Source organism: Paenibacillus sp. J31P190, from assembly GCF_059692075.1.
Window position 1 is genome coordinate 88,724 of record NZ_JCAUAS010000003.1, and the last position, 18,580, is coordinate 107,303.

16 protein-coding genes are annotated in these 18,580 nt (G+C 43.8%); 3 read left to right on the forward strand and 13 right to left on the reverse strand.

What is annotated here, in order from left to right:
• Entirely contained in the window at positions 1-843 is an 843-nt protein-coding gene (locus AC58U0_RS07470; protein WP_497378353.1) for a sugar phosphate isomerase/epimerase family protein, read from the reverse strand.
• 159 nt (positions 844-1,002) lie between these two features.
• Between AC58U0_RS07470 and AC58U0_RS07475 the strand changes: the two genes are divergently transcribed.
• Positions 1,003-1,902 (forward strand): AraC family transcriptional regulator, encoded by a 900-nt coding sequence (locus AC58U0_RS07475; RefSeq protein ID WP_497378355.1) that lies wholly within the window; start codon positions 1,003-1,005, stop codon positions 1,900-1,902.
• Positions 1,903-2,259: 357 nt separating this feature from the next.
• Here the strand turns inward: AC58U0_RS07475 and AC58U0_RS07480 are convergent, their stop codons facing one another.
• The 4 genes from AC58U0_RS07480 to AC58U0_RS07495 form a co-directional block, all read right to left on the reverse strand.
• Entirely contained in the window at positions 2,260-3,972 is a 1,713-nt protein-coding gene (locus AC58U0_RS07480; protein ID WP_497378356.1) for a hypothetical protein, read from the reverse strand.
• Between the two features lie 36 nt (positions 3,973-4,008).
• Positions 4,009-5,313, reverse strand: coding sequence for an efflux RND transporter periplasmic adaptor subunit (locus AC58U0_RS07485; protein ID WP_497378357.1), 1,305 nt, complete (start codon positions 5,311-5,313; stop codon positions 4,009-4,011).
• Positions 5,314-5,324: 11 nt separating this feature from the next.
• Positions 5,325-8,429: an efflux RND transporter permease subunit gene (locus tag AC58U0_RS07490; RefSeq protein ID WP_497378358.1), complete on the reverse strand. Its 3,105-nt coding sequence runs from the start codon at positions 8,427-8,429 to the stop codon at positions 5,325-5,327.
• 349 nt (positions 8,430-8,778) lie between these two features.
• Positions 8,779-9,354 carry a collagen-like protein gene (locus AC58U0_RS07495; protein ID WP_497378359.1) on the reverse strand — a complete coding sequence of 192 codons (576 nt, stop codon included), beginning with the start codon at positions 9,352-9,354 and terminating at the stop codon, positions 8,779-8,781.
• Positions 9,355-9,556: 202 nt separating this feature from the next.
• Between AC58U0_RS07495 and AC58U0_RS07500 the strand changes: the two genes are divergently transcribed.
• Positions 9,557-10,588: a YheC/YheD family endospore coat-associated protein gene (locus AC58U0_RS07500; protein ID WP_497378360.1), complete on the forward strand. Its 1,032-nt coding sequence runs from the start codon at positions 9,557-9,559 to the stop codon at positions 10,586-10,588.
• Positions 10,589-10,677: 89 nt separating this feature from the next.
• Here AC58U0_RS07500 and AC58U0_RS07505 read toward each other — a convergent pair whose 3' ends face one another.
• The 6 genes from AC58U0_RS07505 to AC58U0_RS07530 all read right to left on the reverse strand — a co-directional run bounded on the left by AC58U0_RS07505 (position 10,678) and on the right by AC58U0_RS07530 (position 15,043).
• Positions 10,678-12,078 (reverse strand): sensor histidine kinase, encoded by a 1,401-nt coding sequence (locus AC58U0_RS07505; RefSeq protein WP_497378362.1) that lies wholly within the window; start codon positions 12,076-12,078, stop codon positions 10,678-10,680.
• A complete protein-coding gene (locus AC58U0_RS07510) occupies positions 12,075-12,752 on the reverse strand; it encodes a response regulator transcription factor (RefSeq protein ID WP_497378363.1) in 678 nt (225 codons plus the stop codon). The genes AC58U0_RS07505 and AC58U0_RS07510 overlap by 4 nt, the downstream gene beginning before the upstream one ends.
• A gap of 28 nt (positions 12,753-12,780) precedes the next feature.
• On the reverse strand, positions 12,781-13,497 hold the full coding sequence (queC, locus tag AC58U0_RS07515; protein WP_497378364.1) for a 7-cyano-7-deazaguanine synthase QueC: 717 nt from the start codon (positions 13,495-13,497) through the stop codon (positions 12,781-12,783).
• A gap of 53 nt (positions 13,498-13,550) precedes the next feature.
• The gene (locus tag AC58U0_RS07520; RefSeq protein WP_497378365.1) at positions 13,551-14,231 is read right to left on the reverse strand and encodes a 7-carboxy-7-deazaguanine synthase QueE; all 681 of its coding nucleotides are present in this window, start codon (positions 14,229-14,231) and stop codon (positions 13,551-13,553) included.
• Positions 14,231-14,704: a 6-carboxytetrahydropterin synthase QueD gene (gene queD / locus AC58U0_RS07525; protein ID WP_056827790.1), complete on the reverse strand. Its 474-nt coding sequence runs from the start codon at positions 14,702-14,704 to the stop codon at positions 14,231-14,233. Before queD ends, AC58U0_RS07520 begins: the two co-directional genes overlap by 1 nt.
• Positions 14,705-14,773: 69 nt before the next feature.
• Positions 14,774-15,043, reverse strand: coding sequence for a hypothetical protein (locus AC58U0_RS07530; RefSeq protein WP_497378838.1), 270 nt, complete (start codon positions 15,041-15,043; stop codon positions 14,774-14,776).
• Between the two features lie 209 nt (positions 15,044-15,252).
• On the opposite strand from AC58U0_RS07530, the gene AC58U0_RS07535 reads away from it, so the two are divergent.
• Positions 15,253-15,882: a nitroreductase family protein gene (locus AC58U0_RS07535; protein ID WP_497378367.1), complete on the forward strand. Its 630-nt coding sequence runs from the start codon at positions 15,253-15,255 to the stop codon at positions 15,880-15,882.
• A 66-nt stretch (positions 15,883-15,948) separates the two neighbouring features.
• Here the strand turns inward: AC58U0_RS07535 and AC58U0_RS07540 are convergent, their stop codons facing one another.
• Both AC58U0_RS07540 and AC58U0_RS07545 read right to left on the reverse strand, forming a co-directional pair.
• Positions 15,949-17,028, reverse strand: a complete 1,080-nt coding sequence (locus tag AC58U0_RS07540; protein WP_063860287.1) for a hypothetical protein — start codon at positions 17,026-17,028, stop codon at positions 15,949-15,951.
• Positions 17,029-17,142: 114 nt separating this feature from the next.
• Positions 17,143-18,573 carry a glycosyltransferase gene (locus AC58U0_RS07545; protein WP_497378369.1) on the reverse strand — a complete coding sequence of 477 codons (1,431 nt, stop codon included), beginning with the start codon at positions 18,571-18,573 and terminating at the stop codon, positions 17,143-17,145.
• Positions 18,574-18,580 lie beyond the last annotated feature (7 nt).

An 18,580-nucleotide genomic window follows, 5' to 3' on the forward strand; every position in this document is an offset into this window, starting at 1 on the left:
TTACTTCCTCCCTAAGATGGCGTCCATAGCACCCGATGTATTATAAATAATCTGTTCACCATGATGCGTATAACCTGGAATCATTTCCGCAATGACATAATCGCCATACCCGATAGTTTGAAGGGCTTTCATAACCTCTGGATAATTAACATCACCGGCTAGAAGATCCACAAAACCATGCAAGCCTCCTGCGGCGCGGCGGTAATCTTTGAAATGCACTTTTTTGATACGTTTATTTAATATGGAAATCCAATGCTCTGGATAGCCGGCATATAAGACATTCCCTACGTCAAAGTAAGCGCCAACATATGGCGAATTAATTTTATCGATAAAATCTCTCATTTCAAGCGGGGATAATAAAAATTTGTTCCATACGTTTTCTATACCAATGGATACCTTCAATGAATGGGCAACATCGGAAAGCTCAATGAAAGCTTCCAAAGCGTAGTCGTAGGCTTGATCATATGGAACCACTTCAGAATCCGGAATGAAATCAACGCCAACAGCACCTGGCACAACTAATATCGTATCAACACCTAGAATTGCAGCGTTCTCCAATTGTTTCTTGACGATATCTTTCGCTTTTTGACGCGTTTGTGCATGTCCACTTGTTAACGAATAAGTCCAGTATAATCCGCTGGCTAAACTCGAAAGCGCAATGCCCTGATCTTCCGCAAGCTTACGGTATTCCTTGATTTCGCTTTCTTTACTTTCCAAGCTTAATTGGCCAGTCTCGTTTAGAGCCAGCTCAATGCCGTCGAATCCTGCTTGTTTAGCTACGGTTATACATTGCTCCACTTTCATAGCGCCTGGAAATGACCAAATATTAATCCCTTTTTTCATCGTTATCTCCTCCGTCTCTTCCCTTTATTATAAAAGAGCCGCATTCGATAAGATTTATCCAAAAAGCCGATTTATTTGCACTTTTGCAAAAATGGATATGGTAAAATGAGATTAACACTGAGTTTGGAACAAGATCGAGTCTGAGAGAGGACGAGCAGCATGGATTTCCCAAGTATACAACTACAGGAATCACTTACCATTCAAACCCTCTTTTCCTTTCATTATTTCGAGTATGCAAAGGGATTTGTATTTGACGGAGAACAGCATGACTTCTGGGAGATTCTTTATGTGGACAAAGGGGAAGTTGAAGTTCGTGCCGATGATCACATTCATACCCTACATCAAGGAAATATGATCTTCCACAAACCCGAGGAATTCCATACGGTTAGCGTGAAGCACGAGCATACACCGCCAAACCTTATCGTCATATGCTTCGAGTGTACTTCTCCTGCCATGGCTATTTTCGAGAAAAAGATTCTGGCATTAGGAGATCGGGAAAGAAATATCCTATCCCTCATCATCCAAGAAGGGTTTCAGGCGTTCCTGCCCCCTTTTGACAAACCAACCGTTCATCATTTGGAAAGAAATCCGCAGGCGCCTTTTGCCAGCGAACAAATGATCAAATCCTATTTAGAGGTTTTGTTAATCACACTCATTCGGAATCAAGAGCAAGCTTCCACACCAGATTCTATGAAATACAAACAATCATCCCTTCAAAAAGAAAAAGCCGAACAACGAATCGTTCAGCAAATCATGGAGTATTTGAAAGCCAATCTCTCTCAATCCTTCACGCAAGACCATTTATGCCAAACGTTCCACTTGGGCAAAAGCCGATTAAAGGAACTTTTCCAATCCCAGATGCAGACAGGCGTCTTGGAAGCTTTCAAGTCCCTCAAAATTGAACAAGCCAAAACATTTATTAGAGACGGCCGATATAATTTTACAGAGATTGCAGCCATGTTGGGGTATGCCAGCATTCACTATTTCTCAAGAGATTTTAAGAAAACCGTTGGCATGCCGCCTTCCGACTATGCAAAGTCCGTTAAAGCTCGTTTGTAGGGATGAATAGGGGCATCCCGAACTAACATGGCCTGACGGCCACCACCATGAATGCTGAGTCCCAACCAGATTTACCTGGAGGGAACGACGTTCCGCTATTTGGACCAAAAACACCTGAAATCACCAGGTAGAGGAACGACGATGCGTTATTTCACTGTTTTTTTCTCCAGATCGTACATTTTGATCAAATAGCGCCCTCACGTCCTCTCATTCGATTTCTATCGCAGATTTCCCAAAATAACGAATCGACGTTCCCCTAACTAGAGGTCTGGTGAAACTTTCCCAAGTAAGCGACAGAAAACAAAAAAAGAGAAAGCAAGAATATCCTTGCCTTCTCTTTTTTCGTTCAACTAACCCTTATTTGATTACTTTCAATAAGCGCTTCGCCGTTCCATTTTGCGTTTCGATCGTTTCATACACATTGACCGTGAAAGGATAACTGAATTGATCGGTTGTAATATTCGTTGCATCCAGCATTTGTTTCCCGCTGATTAGTTTATTTACACCTGTGAAGGAAGCATCCTTAGAACCGACAACACGTCCAGCGTTATCAACAATTTCAAATTTCAATTTCGAGAAGTTGTTGTCAACCACGACATTCTCTTTCTGTTTAATGTCCAGATCAAGTCGGAACTTGTACGTATACGCCAATTGAGCCGTCGTCTGTGTGCTCACTGTGACATCATTGAACGTCAGATCAAATGGATATAACGAAATGGTGGAATCCGTTTCTTCCTTCTGTACATCCGTTTGCAGAGCGGCAATCGTTGTTGTAAAAGGTGCTGCTGCTACTGAATCGAGCAGCTTTAACGAGAAGCTTGTGCTCTCTTCGGTTTGCGGCACAATGTAGGAGTAGCTTACCACATAGCTTAATCCTGGATTTAGCATCGTCGTTACATTCGTTTGACGGGAACCTTGATAAGTAACCCCCTGTGCATTGACCAATTCGGATAGGAAGGCAGGCGTTGCTGTTGGCGTTGTACTCGTATTCGTTAATTTGAACTTAGCTACCGCAGTTTGGTAGCCTTCCCCTGGATTCTCATGCAGATGAAGCTCCATAAGCGATACTTCTGTTGACTTATCAACCACTTTGGTCAAAGCATCAAATGTGATCGGCTGACCCATTGTGTAAGGCGCTGCAGCAGAATTCCCTTGCTCTTTTGGCCATGCGATAGCTAGTTTTCCAGTTGCTAGCGTAGTGGCTTGACCTCCACCTTTGGGTACAAACGTATCCGTCGATACAACGAGAAGGTTAGACAGCGTCACCCCATTTTCCACTGGAATCGCGAAATGGATGTATTTTTTCTCGCCTGCCTCCAAGGTCACCGGGTCCACTTCGGAACGTTTACCTTCATAACTTTTCAGCTCGGACTGCGCGTCCATTCGGAAAGCAGGAACGGTTTCCCGCCCTGCTCCGGGATTACTAGCTAATACCGTTACGACGGCTACGCGGCCTGACGCCGTATTTTGCATAGAAACTTCGACTGGTGAATATGTCAGTCCTGAATTAACCCCTGGAATGGTGAATGCTTGACCCCATGCTAAGTTTTCGAGACTCTGCAAAGCTGTATTTCCTGTACCGCCATACCACACGGATTTAGTTGGCATAGCTAGCAGTGTAGTTTCCACCTTTGGATAGGAATAGATATCTACATTCACGAAGGATAACTGCTCAATTTGACCAATTTCCTTGCTATCAACGGAAGTCATGTACACAAGCTCGCCGATTTCTTTGGGCTGCAGAGCTTCTTTATTGCTCGCACTTGGTTTCAATGTATACGAAACGCCACTAGCGGTTTGAACACGAAGCTCGTGCTCGGGAACTCTGTTCTGCACGGCACCTCCGTTATATAAGCGAACAGTAACCGCAAGTTGTGAACCTGACGCGGTTGGCGTCACAGCTGCACTTTTGATCGCGGCACGTATATCGGGTGTCAATCCGTAATTGACAGTTGGTGCAGAGACACTAGGTGTCGCCGAGTCGGCCGCCCATACCGCCGTACTGCCTTGAACGATCATTGTACCTAGCAAGATGGCTGTTAAGCTAGATTTCCATGGTTTGTTTTTCATGTAAGTACTCTCCTTATTGTGAAGTTTCGCTGATGTCTATTTGGCTGCTGGTGTTGTTGTCGGCTGCGGCTCCGCGCTAGCATTAGCACTGTCTACTTTTTGACCGTCCTTCAAGGTGTTCTGTCCGGCAGTAACCAATTTCTCGCCGTCTTTGACGCCTTCGATCACTTCTTGATACTCCCCGTTAATGCGTCCTAATTTCACTTTCCGTTTCTGATATTGATCACCTTGCTGAACAAAAACGAAGGTATCGGACTCTTCACGAATGATGCTTAATGTAGGAATAGCAACCACTTGTTCTTCCGTCTCAGTCGTGAGCTGTACCATGAATCGATTACCAGGCTGCAGCAGATGATCGCTATTGGGAACTTCCAGTTCTAACGTGTACGTTTTTGTTGCAGCACTCATAATAGGTGCCAAGTAGCTAATTTTAGCTGTTCCTTTTTTGTCAGGCGAATCCGGATTATAGTAAATGAGTTCTTGCTTTCCTTTCACAAGGAGGAAATTCGTTTCCGTAAGCTCGGTTTTGATTTTGATCGGATCAATCTGCTGGACTTGCCCAACTTTCCCTGCCGCGGCAGCTACTGTTTGCCCAACCACTACGTTGAAATCAGTAAGAATCCCGTTACCTGGTGCCTTAACTTGATAATTCTCTAATGAACGAGTCGCATCTTCTAATGTTAGACTAGCGGACTCTGCCTGTGTTTGAATAGCCGAAATCGAATCGGAATTATCAAAGGCTGAAAGCTTGCTTTGTGCAGCATCTAGATTCATCTGAGCGCTATCCAGTGCTTGTTTGGATTGATCCACTTGATGTTGAACAGCAATGCCTGCATCATATTCATTCCGAACTTTGTTGTATTCTTGCGCAGCATTCTTGAGTGCAGTTTGCGATCTAGTTACATTGTCCAACAGATCTTTGCGGTTATTTACTTTATTATCCTTTGCTTGCTGCAAGGATTCTTGGGCACTTCTCACAGAAAGCTCACTTTTTCTTTTGGCAGATAAGGCATCTTTATTATCAATAACGAAGAGAATTTCCCCCTTCTCAACATACTCTCCACGTTTTCTTAGCACTTCCGTTACTTCACCGTTAGCTTTTGATACAACATCAAGCGTCGTTCCTGCCGCTACATCAGCAACTTGTTCGATCGGATTGCTAATTTTCTGCTTCTTTATGACATCTGTTTTAATCGCCTTTGGTGCTAACTGCACCGTTGCAGCCCCTTTTGCACCTGGAGCTGAACAAGCTGAGGCCAAGACCGCCGCAGCGGTCAATAGGACTATCACCCCCATCGAACGGGATTTAAATTTTCGTTTCCGCGAACTATCGTTAATCATCTATGTGCCTCCTATACCTCTAACATCGTTTTTTCGTTTACTTTCTTACGATTGAACATACGACCTATACGGTTCTTTATACTTTCAATCAATTCGTACACAATCGGTACGACAACTAGTGTCAATAGCGTAGAGGTAATCAAACCACCGATAACGACTACACCCAGTCCTTTACCGATTAATCCGCCTTCTCCAGAAATACCGAGCGCAAGAGGCACCAATGCCATAATGGTAGCTCCAGCGGTCATAATAATAGGACGAAGTCTTACTTTCCCCGCTTCAATTAGAGCATGACGAACCGTGTATCCATCTTCGCGAAGCTGTTGGGCACGATCGATTAATACAATCGCATTCGTCACTACGATCCCAATAAGCATAAGGAAACCAATCATAGAGGTTACGGTTAACGGCTCTCTTGCTATGACAAGTCCGAGAAGACCCCCAATAACTGCAAGCGGTAGAGAGAACAAGATGGCGAATGGTGCACTTGCGTTTCCAAAGGCCAATACCATAATCAAGTAAACTACGAATATGGCCGCAGCCATCGCGACAAACAACTGCATAAAGCTTTCATTCACGTCATCCGAAACACCACTTATCTTTGGTGTCACGCCTTCAGGCAATTCGATATCTTTCATTGCGGCGCTGATTTTGGCACTTACACCCGTTTTATCAGCTGCATTGATTTTTGCAGTCACTTTCACTAGCTGCTGCTGTTCCTCACGTGCGAGCGAAGCAGCGCCTTTCGTTTCATTGACCTTAGCTACTTCCTTCAATAAAATCTTTGAACCATTTGATCCGGTCAATGGGATATTACCTATTTTCTCAAGTGTATCTTTGTCCGATTTGTCTAACGATACCGTTGTCGTATAAACGATATTATCGAATTTCATATCACCTAAATTTTGCTTTTGAATCCAAGCACGTGCAGTATCACGTACGGTCGATGAGCTTAGTCCGTATGCTCTCGCTTTTTTCTGATCCACAGCAATTTCTATTTCTGTTTTGGCATCACTTAGGTTATCCGCAATTTCACTTAGCTCCGTGAATGTATTTAGCTTCTCTTTAACCAAACCGGCTGCTTTCTCTAATTGAAGCTGATCCTCGCCTTGCAGGGTATAGGCAAAGTCAGTCGATGAAACACCGAAATCACCTTCCATGGATTTAGGCTCTACTTCAGATCCGCTTGGCAGTTCAGAGAGAATATAAGCTTTCATTTGGTCTTTCACTTGATTCGGATCGACCTTATCATTCACTTGGACAAAAATCTGTGAAGCATAAGGCGTCCGTTCGTCATCTTTACCTGCATAACCGACCAAGGCTTCAACGAATTTGAACACAGGCTCGCCATTGGAATCTTTCGTATCTAGCAAGACGGTTTCAATTTCTTTCGTTTTCGCATCTGTAGCCTCAAAAGAAGTCGCATACGGCATTTTAATCTGGAAATACATTGTTTTTGCAGGTTTCGAGCTAGGCAAGAACGAAACCGATAGGAACGGTACCGTCGCCGCAATTGTGACTACAAGCATAAGTCCTGAAATTAACAATGTTTTTATCCGATTTTTCAAACTCCATGTCAATGCCTTTTCGTAGAATGTTGTTAATTTAGTTGGCTTTGATTCATCATGGTGTCCCTTACCCGGCTTGCTTCGAAGAACGAGCAATTTAGCGAGCATCGGAATAACCGTTAAAGCAACAATTAAGGAAGATAAAAGTGCACAAGCAATTGTTAAGGCAAAAGGTCTAAAGAACCCTCCTACAACACCCGTTACCAAAGCCAGTGGAGCAAAAACCCCTACGGTTGCCAAAGTTGAGGACGTAATAGCCATCGAAACTTGCTTCGTCGCTAAGGCGATGACGGATTCTTTGCGTTCCTGCGCTTTTTCCAATGAAGCATATATGTTTTCGATAACAACAATGGAATCATCAACCACACGACCTACTGCGATAAAAATACCACCGAGTGTCATCGTATTAAGCGTTAAATTTAATTGCGACATTAATAATAAGGTGATCAAAATGGAAAGTGGTATCGAGACGAGAACAATGAGTGTCATCCGAATGTTCCGGAGGAAAATAAGTATCATTAAAGAAGCCAATATCGCCCCAACAATACCTTCACGTACAAGTCCTGTAATGGACTCCTTAATTTGATCTGCACTATCGTAGGTGTTTTTGAAAGTAATATTGGGCAGTGATGTTTCCCACTCATGAATGAGCTTCTCGATGGATCCTGAGAAATCAACCGCATTAGCACTGCCTGCTTTGTACAAAATCATACCAATAGCTGGCTTGCCATCCAGTCTACCATTGAAGTCAGATTCCGTTATCGCCTTTACCTTGGAGACTTGATCTAGTGTTACAATATCTCCTTTAGGTGTGGTGATTTCGACCTGTTGCAAATCGTACAAGCTTGATAAATTGCCAGTGACACGAGTCATCTTATTGTTGCCGCTAATTTCTACGCTACCGATCGGACTCTTCGTCGCAGCGGAATTAATTGCATTGCTCACTAGAGCTGGTGACAATCCATATACATCAAGCGCAGCAGCATCCAGCTCAATATCGAGCGATGTGCTTCTGGCACCAATAACGTCCATATGGTCGATCCCTTTAATTCCTTCAAGACCTGGCTTGATTTTATCTTTAAAAGACTTGTCGAGCTCTGTTTGGCTTACCCCGTCCTTCGCATAAGCGACTAAGTAATTGGAAGGGAAAGAGGCAGCACCGAATGTTGACGCTTTTGGCGCTCCTGCAGCAGCCGGAAGCTTAACTTCAGCCAACATATCTTGAACGGCCTGCTTCTTCTTGTCAATATCTACATTTTGTTTGAACAGAACGATAATCATGGAGAAATTATCACTCGAAGTTGAAGTTATGGAATCCAGATCTTCAATGTTCGCTAGCTTTTCTTCAATAGGAGCCGTAATTTCATCCATGACATCCTTGGGCGCTCCTGTATAGGTAGTTGTTACAGCAACTACTGGAAAAGAAACGTTTGGCATGTTCTCTACTTTAAGCTGTGTGGATGAATAAAATCCGCCAACAAAAAGCATGATCATGATAATGAATAATGCCGAGACATTCTTCATGGAAAACTGTGTTAATCGATTCATTCCTGTACTCCCCTCATGACAAGCGTAAACTTATTCTCATCAAATGTTTATACGCTAACCATACAGGTTCAATATGAACCCAATATGAACAAATAAAAAAAGTCACCAATCATCTCCGTGAATAACACGGGGATCTATTGGAGACCAGACAATAAGAAATATTTGGACTTACGTATGTATGTTATTCACATTTGCAAATGGTAATTTCCGGGAGGTAAACCCGGGAATGCATTAGACAACCAATACGGCTAATAGTGATTGTCTAATGCTTATTTAACTAATATAGAAACTTGTGGCAGGATATGATAGAACCGCCGCCATATAAAAGGTGCCTTTTCCTAATTGATTATTATGCTAACTTCTCAATTACAATGGATGCGCTTACTACAGGTGTACCTCCGCCAATAGCGTTTTGCAATATCAGGTTACCCATGTTATCAATCCGATTCAATGTTAACGTACCACCTGCCGTTAATTGAGTAACGACCTGACCTTGGTAAGGTTGATTCCCTGCATTCGTACCATAGTTGCTGCAAAGTACCAAGGAAGCTGGAGCAGGGCCAGCAGGATCAAAAAACAAGCCAAACGCATTATTACCTGGTGTAGGGAACACTTCCCAACTTATATTATAGGTGCCAGACTCAAGGATGTTGATCGTTTGCGGAGCTGTGAATGAAATGGCCGTACCGTTGATAAGAGAATCATTGAAAGCGACGGCTCCGCCTTGCCCGCCGGGGACTGATGCAGCAGCAATGTTTTGTTCCACTGTGCTGCAAAGGAAAGCAAATGAAGATATCCCCCCAGCTGGACCTTGCGGTCCTTGTGGTCCTGCTGGTCCTTGTGGTCCTGCCGGTCCTTGTGGTCCTTGTAATCCTTGTGGCCCCTGTGGCCCTGGAGGTCCTGGAGGTCCAGGTACTCTACCCATAACTAATCACTCCTTATTTGTTGTCAAAATCAAGTTATTCACCTAACAACGTTTTGGCTGGGCTATTTTACCCCAAGGGCAAATTAATTTCTAATTTAATAAATGAACACATTTTCTATTCCATTGTATTCTTGTCCATACACATCCAATTTCCTAACATATTCTGTATAGGACTTTCTTTACAGGATTAAGGAGGAAAACGATGGCCAAAGGAAGCGGTTTAGTCGGTATCATGGTTGCTAACCAGTATGAAAGAAAGTATGCCCTGCAAAAATATCTGAACTGCAATACGACCAATATGAAATTATTCTGTTTTACCCCAGATGATATTGATTGGAAACGGAATAGCATATCCGGCATACATCGAATAAACCGAAAATGGCTTCTAAGTAAATTTCCTTTCCCCGATGTTGTGTACAATCGTTGTTATCGTTTTAACCCTAAAATCATCGAACGTTTAGGTAACATAATCGGAAGTGAGAAATGTTTCAATCATATCAACCAATTTAATAAGCACGAGATTCATATTCATTTAAGCCAATGGCTCGCACAATATTTACCGGAAACTATCCTGTATGACAGGGAAAATGTTTTGAGCTTACTAGATACTCATAAGGTCCTATACGTTAAACCTTGTTATGGAAATAAAGGGAAAAGTGTTTATCGTGTGGAGGTGAAAGATTCGAAGGAGATTCACATTGGGGAGCATCATTTTTCACCTAAAATCATCGTAGAAGATCCCCTGCAATTCCAAGTGAGCATTGATAAGCTTGTGGGATCCACCCCTTACATCATCCAAAAAGGCGTCGATATTCAACCACTTAACGAACAAGTATTCGATATCCGAGTACTCGCACAAAAAAATAAGAGAGGTCAATGGTCTGCCACCAACGTTATCAGTCGATTAGCTCATAAAGGTTTCTTTAATACAAGCATGTGCGAGAAGGTTTGTTTATCCGAAAAAGCGCTTAAACAATTGTATCCTCCTGATAAAGTTAATGCCATCATTCGCTCGATTTACGACATAAGTTTAAGAGCCGCGGAAATCATAGAAATGGGTACCCACTGCCACTTAGGTGAACTTAGTGTTGACCTTGTGCTGGACAGCGCCGGATTTCTTTGGATCATTGAAGTGAACGGAAAGCCACAAAAAGAACTGTATGATGAGATAGACAAGCGTGACAGCGTTTATAAACGCCCATTAGAATATGCTCGTTTCTTACGTGAAAAATGATTTTCAGTTAACCTACTATATGGGTTACAGCTTGGCATGGTTACCTGTTTAAATAGGAAAAGGACAGCATAAACATCTGCTGTCCTCTTTTATTTATTAGTTGGATATATCAGAATCGGTATCGTAACGATACACAACGTTCCTCTATCGATTTCACTCTGCAGTTCAATAGTACCTTGGTGAAGTTCAACAATTTTCCGTACAATCGCAAGTCCCAAACCGCTTCCGTCTGTCTCGCGCTGTCTGGACGTATCCGCCTTATAAAATCGTTCAAATATCCGTTCTTGATCAGAGGCAGCGATTCCAATGCCACTATCTTGAATGCGAATGCGAATCCGGTCATTGAGAGGTTCTAACTGAATGTGAATTGTCCCTCTAAAGGGTGTGAACTTGATTGCGTTCCCAAGAAGATTCATCCATACCTGACTTAATTGGTCTGCATCAGCGGTAACTTTCACTCGAGGAAGCTCCAAGTCAAGCTCCAATTGCTTACTTGACCACTGCGGCTCATAGAATACAACAACTCTACGTAATTGTTCATCTAGATCGTATGTGGTTGGGTGAAAAGGATGATGCTCCGACTCCAGAGAAGCCAGCTTCAATAAATTATCACTAAGGCGAGACAACCGATCACTCTCGCGTTCAATGATTTCCAAGTAACGTCCACGCTCCGCCTCGTCAATTTCTGAACCCCTTAGCGCCTTGGAAAAGCCCCGGATCGACGTAAGAGGAGACTGAATTTCATGGGAAACGTTCGAAACAAAGTCTTGCCGCATTTGTTCTAACTGTTTCAGTTCGCCAGCCATATGATTAAAACTTTGAGCTAACTGTCCTAGCTCATCCTTTTGCTTCACTGAAACATGAACATTAAAATTCCCTCGAGCTAAACGTTCCGTAGCCAACGTCAGCTTCTTTAATGGATTCACTAGATAGCGAGATGCGACGAGAATGAGCAAGCTGCCGACAATAAGTACGATCAGAAGTACAGTAATGACAGCTGTCTGCACTTGACGACGAGCTACCTCGGAGAAGTTTGGATGAATGAATAGGGCAAAAGTTTTGCCATCAACTTGGAGAGGCAATCCTACCTTAATCTGATTGATTGGATCTTTGGGCATCCCATAGTCTAGGCTTTTATAAATGCTGCCATGTAGAACATAGGCCACTTCCGATGGTTCAATACGAGGATTCCCTTTTTTGTCCAAAGAGATCGCCGTCGCCGGCTCTCCGTTTTCGTAAAATAAAGTCAAGGTGTAGTTATCGTTTAATCGGTTGCTTCCTGCCACAAAAGAATCCAGATTTTTCGGCTGAATGTCTTCACTCAACGTGACTAGTTGCCGGCCTATCGCGAGCATGTCTGCTTGAAATTCCGTGGTAATCAGATTTCTGAAAAAGACCGTTGCCAGCGGAAAGGCGACTGACACACTAACCACAACTATGGCCAGAAATGTCAGCACGACGCGCAGATAAAGCGACCTTATCTTAATCATGCATTCACCTCGAGCCTGTACCCAAGTCCGCGAATGGTCGTAATACGAAACTCCTCCGTCAGTGGTTCGAACCGCTCTCGCAAACGTTTAATATGAACATCAACCGTTCGGTCATCACCTTCATAATCCATCCCCCAGATCTGCTCAATGAGCTGCGTACGGGTGAAGATTTGTGCTGGATAACTAGCAAGCTTATAGAGGAGCTCAAACTCTTTTAAAGGAAGCGCCAAGCGTTGATCCTGCAATCGAACCTCGAATGCCGTGCGATCAATCAGCACATTACCGAGTGTGATCGTCTGAGAGGCGTTGATCCGATAACGCTTAAGCAAAGCTTTAACACGCATCACCAATTCCACGGGGTCAAAAGGCTTCACAAGATAGTCATCCGTGCCAAGCTGGAAACCTTTCACCTTGTGGACGGATTCACTTTTAGCTGTCACCATAAGGAGGGGCAAATCTTCATATTGCGCCCTTAATTCGCGACAAAGTTCCCAACCGTCCATTAAAGGCATCATGACATCCAATACGACTAAATCCGCCGGTGTTGTTTCAAGCATGCTGAGCGCTTCTTGTCCATTGCTTGCCTGCATGACTGTTAAACCTTCTCTGGCCAAATAAACGCGAATCAACTCTCTGATATCTACGTCATCATCCACCACCATGATTCTGGTCACGAAACGCTCCGCCTTTCTTGCGGGAAACTTAAGCTAAATATGGTATCGGATCTTTTGAACCCGCTTCTTCAAAACCCTTCAACCGTAAACGGCAGCTGTCACAAACGCCGCAAGCTTCCGCTTTTCCATTGTAGCAAGACGTAGTTAGCTCGTAAGGAACACCGATCTTCAAGCCTTCTTCCACAATTCGTGCCTTGGTCCAGTCAATGAGAGGTGTTTCAATCGTGATCCCTTTTCCTTCAACGCCGACCTTGGTGGCAAGGGCAATCACTTCTTCCACTTTATGAATGAATTCCGGACGACAATCCGGATATCCACTGTAATCGAGAGCATTCACTCCGATATATATGGCCTGTGATCCTGTTACTTCTGCATAAGAGGTAGCAATCGAAAGGAATAGCAAATTGCGTCCAGGTACATAAGTCACTGGGATTTCAGACTCCTCTGAACCTTCCGTCAAGCCATCCACAACATTCGGAACATCAATGTTATCATCCGTTAATGCGCTGCCGCCGAAATCACGCAAGAAATCTAGCTTGATGATCTTATGACGACCACTGACACCATAATGCTCAGCGACTTGCTTGGCATTCTCGATTTCGATCTTATGACGCTGACCATAGTCAAAAGAAATCGGATATAGCTCATACCCCGCTTCTTTGGCAAGTCCCATGCAGGTTGTACTATCTAATCCGCCACTTAGAATGATGACGGCTCTTTTCTTATTTTCGTTGCTTGCGCTCATCATAGACACCTCTTTTTCTTTTGTGAAAAATGGATTATAAGTAGATGCGCGCTCTAAACGCCGCGCATCGCTGGATCCCAAATGATCTTATGCAGCTGCATGTTCAGCTTCACCTTGGACAACCCTGCGTCAAGCATATGCTCGACGAGCTTGCGCGGCGGCATGGTCTCCCACACCGGGCTGAACATCGGCAGCGCCTTCGTCGGGTGCTGCTCAAGCACTTCCACCGCAGTGCGGAAGTCGTGCTCGCTGCCGATGACGAACTTCAACTCGTCCTGCTCGCGCAGCAGGGCGAAATTGCTCATGACCATCTGCTCCATCTCGCCAGAGTCGGGCAGTTTAAAGTCCATGACGTATCGCACCTTCGGCGATGCGACACGCTCTACGAACAGTGCGAGATCGATCGCCCCGTTCGTCTCGATATGCAGGTCATCGACCTGCTCCAGATCAGCGAGCGCTTCTATTAACGCGAGCGACTTCTCGCCGTACAGGAGCGGCTCGCCGCCGGTAAGGCAAATATGCCGGGAGCGGTACGTCTGGACCTTGCTGATAATTTCAGCAATGGTCATGACGTTCTCCGCTTCCGCGGGCGGGTAGCTGTACTTGGTGTCACACCAGGTGCAGCGCAGGTTGCAACCAAAAAGACGGACGAAGACCGTCGGGAACCCGGCACGGGTCCCTTCGCCTTCAACCGTCTCGAAGATCTCGACCATCGGAATGCGGATATCTCGCATTACACATCCTCCTCCATCATCGAGCGTGTGATGGCCGCATAACTAGTCGGCGTTTCCCACAGCCGGATTTCTTCCAGCATGATCGCTGGATAAAGTTGTTCCTCAAGCAAAGCCTGATGAATTTCCTCATACATCCAAACGACCATATTTTCAGCGGTTGTATTCATAGCGGGCAGCACATCATTCAAATATTTATGGTCCAATCGGTCAACGACACGTTCTTTTGCAATACGTTTAATATCACCAAAATCTATAGCGATCCCCCGGTTATCCACTTTTCCGCGCATAATAACTTGCAGTTTATAGGTATGTCCGTGCAGATTTTTACATTTTCCTTCATAACAATGCAAATGATGCGCACTGTCAAACGTAAATTCTTTGGAAATCAAAACGGATTTGTGATGATATTTCAATTGGTTCTCTTGGATGTCACGCCCCAACATTTGCACATCTCTTGGGATATCGTAGCTCATATCTATCACCTCATAATTATGAAAAAAACAGTACTCTACATTCTATCACGAAGAGACCGTTTTTCACAATCAATCTTGCTGTTTTCGTCTTCCCTTTTGAGACCAGTCCAAATGACCGCGAATCTCTTGAATTCGTTCATTCTCATTACGTAAATCCGATTCAATTAGAGCTGTAAGACTTTCAATTTGATCGACTACGGTATCGGGAAGCTCAACCTCTTCAAGTGATTTTACAATATAGAGCAAACATTGCAGGGTCTCATCCATAAGGCTCTTCTTCTTGCCGGTTAAGACAACTTCTGAGAGGAAAATAAGATGACTCAGCTCTTTTTGCGTCATTTTCAAGAGGAACATCCCCTTTCTTGCTTCCATTATCCAACATTTTCCGACATCGCGAAAGACTCTCTTGACAACTTAAACTATAATATTTATGATTACAGTAATTGTTATTATTGGTTTACTGATTGGATTTTTTCAAATGATAAAACCTAATGCTTTTAAACAATGAACAGACACACAAAAAATTTATATCCTTGGAGGGAAACCTAATGAGTACAGAAGTTAAATCCGAAGTTTTGAAAGTTTTAGAAGACCGTCATTCCGTAAAGCAATATCAAGCTGGGCACAAAATGCCGAAAGCCGATCTTGAGCAGCTGCTGAAATCAACGTCACAAGCACCATCTTCATGGAATCTTCAACACTGGAAGCTTCTCGTTATTGATGATCAAGCTCAAAAAGAGAAATTACTTCCTATCGCATACGGACAAAAACAAATCGTTGAGAGCTCCGTTGTTATCGCTATTCTAGGCGATCTCGAAGCTAACAAAAACACAGAACGCGTTTTTGGTCCAGCAGTTGAAGCTGGGCACATGCCAAAAGAATTGTATGACACTCTTGCGGCTCAAATCGAAGGCGCATATCAATACCCACAAGTTGCTCGTGACGAAGCTATTCGTAACGCATCCTTAGCTGCAATGCAGCTTATGATTGCCGCTAAAGCACTAGGGTATGACACATGCCCTATGGGTGGTTATGATGCCGGCAAATTCGTTGAAGCATTCAATGTACCTGCACGTTATGTACCTGTTATGCTGATTAGCGTAGGTTTGGCTGCTTCCCCTGCAAGATCCGCAGGTCGCCTTCCTTTGGATCAAATCATCATTTCCAACACTTTTTAATTAAACAGAAAGGCATGACTTCCATCTTTCATGGGAGTTCATGCCTTTTTTTCATTTGGTGCTAGCTCAATGATATTGATCCGTTTCGAACCAAATTTCATCAATTAGCTTATTTCTATACAGCATGGATACATTAAACGTTTCATACTCTTTTTCTTTATCCAACTCTTCAAGCAATAATGTGGCAATTAGCTCTCGATCATCCGAATCCCCTGGCTCGCGGAAATCAATGAATCCTGTTAGCTGGCGAGAACTAATATCTACCGTTGCCGTACCAATAGGCAAACCACCATAGGATTGCTGATAAATTTCATACGTAAGTGTATCGCCATCATCTCTGGCCAAATTAATCGTGTAATCTTCCGGAGAAGGAAGCATCGTATCCTCTTCCATGTCATCAACCAAATCTAATAAATCAATGTGCGTTAATTCCACCGTATCTACGGTTTCCCCATTATAGATCATGTTAAAAATGAACGTATCCGTTTCATCCTCATTGAAATCTTCGACGATGAGCTCTGACACCCTGTCCATTTCCTCATCAAAAGGATCGAATCTCCATGTTATATCTCCAATTACATCAGTACCATACATATGAAGCGTAATTTCGGCAATCAACTCCGAGTCTTTATCATAAACATGATAATCCACACGGTTTCTACTTTCACCCACAATAACAAGCTCATAGCCCTGTTGATTCTTGCGTTCCTGAATCATTTCCATTTTATCTGGAGCATTCTCTGAGTCGATGTCATCGAATCGGGTTTCGTCCCTCACCCATTCATAATCAACCTCATCGTCATGTTCGTGACGAGTGTACGAATGTGAGTCCCCTTCGTGCATGGTAGGTTGTAAGGCATGGTCTGTCGCGATAACGAAATCATAATCACTGTAACTAACTAATACCTCGCACTCCTCAATAGCCAGTGCATCAATGACACTCTGAATGTATGACTGAACGAAATCATACACCTTCTGTTTGTCCACGATCGTAATGGACTGCTGCTCCAGATGAATCGAGCCTTTAAGTCGATCCGATTCCCTGTAGACTAGCGTTAACGTACCGACAAACTCCCCATTGTACTCAATATCGCAGACTTCTCCGCCTGCCGTTTTCAGGTCGGGTCTAAGCATAATATCGGCCACGACTTTCCTCGCCTCCTCTACAGTTCTTATGATTCTTCTGTAGATTGTCCCAACATCGTCCAAAATATGAGTATTCAGGATAAATGAAAAAACGGAGGTGTAAGGACAACTCCGTTATATGGGTCTATTCAGTAACTGTCTCTGTTTTTCAATCATACCCATTCGTTGGGACAAGCTTTCGATGTTCGGGTAGCGCTTCGCTTGAACATGATAAATATGACGAGCTTCTGCCAGTTTGCCTGCTCTTAAAGCTAGATCAGCTACTGCTAAATCTGCTTTCCATTGACCTATCTGATAATCAGCCGAGACAGATCCTCTGTACTCCTTGAAGGATGTCTTCGCTTTTTTGAGATGAAAATCCGCTTGCATATATAGTTCATCTGCTTGCTTCATTCGTATTTGGGCAAGGAGGAAATGAGCATCGGGAAATTGATCGTTAAGCTCTAAAGCTTTACTGCAATTTGATTCTGCCTGAGTCCAATCCCTACGGCTCATGTAATAGTGCGTTAGCAGCTTATAGACATCTAGCATTCTACCAAAACGCGGTGTCTGTAAGCCTAGTCGTTCTGCTTCAAATAATGCTTTCTGCGCCTGCTCATCCTGCCCTGCCAGCAAAGATTCCCGCCCATAATAAAGCCAGTTGCCAGGATCATTCGGCTCTTCTTCAATCATCATCTTTAGTAAGCGTAGATTGCGCTCTAGTTTATTTTTTTTCTTTATCACAGAAGGGTCGTACCCATCATGGAGAAAGCGAATACGAACGGCACGACGATAAGTTTCCTCCTGATAGATACCAAGAGAGCCGCTTATCTGTTCATGGATTCTTCCCCAGAACTGAAGCCCTCTTTTCGTTGGAAACATCCGTGTCTGTGAGAAGTCATGGTGAACCTCACCAAGAATCTGATTGAGATGCCAAATATGAAGAACTGGCGGTATAGAAAGATGATGAAAAATACCGGCAATTTCTCGAATCCCGGTAACGTCCTCTTCGAGTAAAAGCTCGTCTGTATCCGCCCAAAGCACCCAATCGCTTTGAATATGTTTCAAACCCTCATTTCGTGCAGCGGCAAAATGATCGCTCCATTCTATTGAGACAATCTTCACTTTGCTGAACTTGGCGGCAATCTCTCGGGTGCGGTCAGTCGATGAATCAACAAGAATAATTTCATCCACAGCCTCATAAAGCGCAGTAATGCACGCTTCAATACGTTGCTCCTCATTCCGAGCCAGAATTGCTGCAGCAACCGTTACCTTGGGAACATGCAGCATTCCTTCGATATCTACCCGTTCTTCACCATCAGTCGTATGCTCCAAGGCCTCATAGACAGATTTAACCCATGCGGCCTCTGGATCAAGAAGCCATGCACGGTTAAACACGCGTTTAGCCGTTAAGCCATAACCTTGGCGCATCAAGGACTCTCCCAGAAAAACCCAAGCCTGTGCTTCCAAGGGGTTACTCCGAACAAGATCCTTCGCTTCAACCTCCGCTTCCTTAAAATGCTGCTGCTGTAAATGTTCAATGATTGCCGCGTAGGACGATTGCATGTGACAC